This window comes from Streptomyces sp. NPDC059456, assembly GCF_042750055.1.
GTDB lineage: Bacteria > Actinomycetota > Actinomycetes > Streptomycetales > Streptomycetaceae > Streptomyces.
This window is the reverse complement of sequence record NZ_JBHYVA010000869.1, coordinates 1-3,055: the sequence shown is the minus strand read 5'-3', so window position 1 is coordinate 3,055 and position 3,055 is coordinate 1. Positions and strand designations below refer to the sequence as shown.

The 3,055-nt window shown below is 71.5% G+C and carries 4 protein-coding genes; 2 read left to right on the top strand and 2 right to left on the bottom strand.

Translation table 11 applies throughout. From position 1 onward, the window contains the following. The coding region (locus ACFXA3_RS39800) for an MsnO8 family LLM class oxidoreductase (protein ID WP_385195870.1) at window positions 1-623 on the bottom strand (623 nt) is incomplete at its 3' end. A 56-nt stretch (window positions 624-679) separates the two neighbouring features. Between ACFXA3_RS39800 and ACFXA3_RS39795 the strand changes: the two genes are divergently transcribed. Then, a complete protein-coding gene (locus ACFXA3_RS39795) occupies window positions 680-1,174 on the top strand; it encodes an HAD family acid phosphatase (protein WP_385195868.1) in 495 nt (164 codons plus the stop codon). Window positions 1,175-1,182: 8 nt separating this feature from the next. On the opposite strand, the gene ACFXA3_RS39790 is transcribed toward ACFXA3_RS39795, so the two are convergent. Further along, window positions 1,183-1,398 carry a dodecin gene (locus tag ACFXA3_RS39790; protein WP_385195865.1) on the bottom strand — a complete coding sequence of 72 codons (216 nt, stop codon included), beginning with the start codon at window positions 1,396-1,398 and terminating at the stop codon, window positions 1,183-1,185. A 163-nt stretch (window positions 1,399-1,561) separates the two neighbouring features. Here ACFXA3_RS39790 and ACFXA3_RS39785 point away from each other — a divergent pair, with 163 nt between their 5' ends. Further along, the gene (locus ACFXA3_RS39785; RefSeq protein WP_385195862.1) at window positions 1,562-2,824 is read left to right on the top strand and encodes an extracellular solute-binding protein; all 1,263 of its coding nucleotides are present in this window, start codon (window positions 1,562-1,564) and stop codon (window positions 2,822-2,824) included. The last annotated feature ends 231 nt before the right edge of the window (window positions 2,825-3,055 follow it).

Below are 3,055 nucleotides of genomic sequence, written 5' to 3'. Positions count from 1 at the left end.
TATTGAAACGGCGACCACCGATATATACACTCTAATTTTCGTCGGCAGCGTCTGATGTTTATAAGAGACAGCACCACCCGCGGCAGCCCCGCCCGGGCGGCGATCCCGGCGCCCTCCCCGGTGGCCAGCACGAACGCCGGGATCCGCAGGCCCTCCGCCGGGTGGGCGTGCACCTCGGGATGCGCCTGCTGGGTGCCGTCCAGCCAGCCCAGCAGCTCCGCGAGCTGCTCCTCGAACCGGTCGGCGTCCCCGGTGCCGCGGCCCAGCGCCCGCCGGATCCCGCCCGTGAAGCCGACCGAGCGGCCGAGCCCCATGTCGATCCGGCCGGGGAACAGCGACTCCAGCACCCCGAACTGCTCCGCGACCACCAGCGGTTGGTGGTTGGGCAGCATCACCCCGCCCGTGCCGACCCGGATCCGCTCGGTCGCCCCGGCGACGGCCGCGGCCAGGACGGCGGGCGCGGAGCCCGCGACGCCGGGGACGCCGTGGTGCTCGGACACCCAGAACCGGTGGTAGCCGAGCCGTTCCGCCGCGCGGGCGAGCTCCACGGTGTCGCGCAGGGCCTGCGCGGGCGGGTGCCCCGCACGGGTGCGGGACCGGTCGAGGAGGGAGAGTCTGGGCATCACACCAGGCTGTAACGCACGCGCGCCGTCAGGATTCCCTGCCTACCCTGACCCGCATGAGTGAGCGCAACGACCGCCGGCCGCTGGCCGTCTTCGACATCGACAACACCCTGGCCGACACCGACCACCGCCAGCACTTCCTGGAGGGCCGCCCGCGTGACTGGGACGGCTTCTTCGGTGCGGCCCCCGCCGACCCGCCGCTGGCCCGCGGGGTGGCGCTGGCATTGGAGAGCGCCGCCGACTGCGAGATCGTGTACCTGACCGGGCGCCCCGAGCGGTGCCGCGCCGACACGGTGGAGTGGCTGGCCCGGCAGGGGCTGCCCGGGGGCCGGCTGTGGATGCGCGGGAACCAGGACCGCAGGCCGGCCCGGACCACCAAGCTGGAAGTGCTGCAGCGGATCGCCCGGGGCCGGGAGGTGCGGATGCTCGTGGACGACGACGAGCTCGTGTGCCGGGCGGCGCGCGCCGCGGGCTTCACGGTGGTCCTGGCGGACTGGGCCGCGGACGCGCCGGAACTCAAGTCGGCGCAGGAGGGGGAGGGCCGCACCTGAGCCCGGGCTCAGTCCTCGCCGTCGAGGCGGAAGCCGACCTTGAGCCCCACCTGGTAGTGCGCCACGGTGCCGTTCTCGATGTGGCCGCGCACCTGGGTGACCTCGAACCAGTCGAGGTTGTGCAGTGTCTGTCCCGCCCGGGCGATCCCGTTGCGGACGGCCTGATCGATGCCCTCGGGGGAGGTGCCGACGATCTCGGTCACCCGGTAGGTGTGGTTGGACATGGGGTCTCCCGACAGTGGGGTCTTGTGCCTCGTTCCACGGTGCCCCAGTAAGTCGGTTTCCGCGAACTTTGCCGGAACAGTCCCGAGCGAAAGGCCCTTGACCCGCCCATTGGTCTATGCCAATTTCAAGCCATCCGGGATCGGCCTCCAGAAGGTGACGTTCGTGAAGATGCGCTTCCTCGCCGTGTGCACGGCCCTCGCGGCCGCGACCGCCCTCACCGGCTGCAGCCTGCTGGGAGGATCGACCGGAGGGAAGCAGAAGGTGACGCTCTGGCTGATGAAGGGCAGCGCGTCGGACGCCTTCATCACGGACTTCACCGCCTCCTTCGAGCGGGAGCACCCCGCCGTCGACCTGGACGTGAAGATCCAGGAATGGACGGGCATCGGCGAGAAGGTCAATGCCGTGCTCGCCGGCAAGGGCACCGAGAGCGCCGACGTCATCGAGGTCGGCAACACCCAGGTCGCCCAGTACATCGAGACCGGCGGGCTGTCCGAACTCACCCTGGAGGGCCTGCGCGAATGGGGCAGCAGGGACTGGCTCAAGGGCCTCTCCGATCCCGGGAGCATCAACGGGGCCCAGTACGGCGTCCCCTGGTACGCCGCCAACCGCGTGGTGATCTACAACAAGGGCCTCTTCGCGGAGGCCGGGATCAAGACCCCGCCCAGGAACCGGCAGGAGTGGATCCAGGCCACCCAGAAGCTCGACAAGGGCGGCCGGCAGGGCATCTACCTGCCCGGGCAGAACTGGTACGTCCTGTCGGGGTTCGTCTGGGACGAGGGCGGCGACCTCGCCGTCGAGACCGGCGGCCAGTGGGTCGGCACCCTCGACGACGAGAAGGCCCTGGCCGGCATGGCGTTCTACAAGCAGCTCCAGGCCCTCGGCGAAGGCCCGAAGGACGCCGACGAGGAGACGCCCCCGCAGTCCGACGTCTTCGCCCGCGGCGACGTCGCCCAGATCATCGCCCCGCCCGGCCAGGCCGCCGCGATCGAGGCCGCCAACCCCGCCCTCAAGGGCAAGCTCGGCTTCTTCCCCGTCCCCGGCAAGACCTCCGACAAGCCCGGCGCCGTCTTCACCGGCGGTTCCGACCTGATCATCCCCGAGCGGACCGGGCGCCGCCCCCAGGCCGTCGACGTGATCACCGCCCTCGTCAGCGAGCGGTGGCAGACCGAGCTCGCCCGCACGATGAGCTACGTACCGAACAAGACCACCCTCGCCCACCTCGTCGACGGCAACGAGGGCGCCGCGACCATGGCCGCCGGAGCCGCCCAGGGCCGGGCCACCCCGAAGTCCGCCCGCTGGGCCGAGGTCGAGGGCAAGAACCCGATCAAGCCCTACATGACGGCCGTGCTCACGGGGCAGGACCCCCTGCAGGCCGCCAAGACGGCGTCCGACACGATCAGCAAGGTCCTCAGCTCCGACCGCTGAGCACCGCCGCCCACCCTCCCGGGCCCACCGGACCGAGCCCGGCGAGTTCAGCGTCCGCACATCCGGGGGCCGCTGGGCGGTCATGTCGAATCCAGCCGGTCACGGAAGAAGTAAAGGAGCCAGGACGGCACGCCTGCCGGCCCGGCCCCCGTGCCCGGATCAGGAGCCGCCATGACCATCGCCCCCCTGTCCCCGTCCACCCTTCCCCCCGCCCCCACCACCGCCGTCACC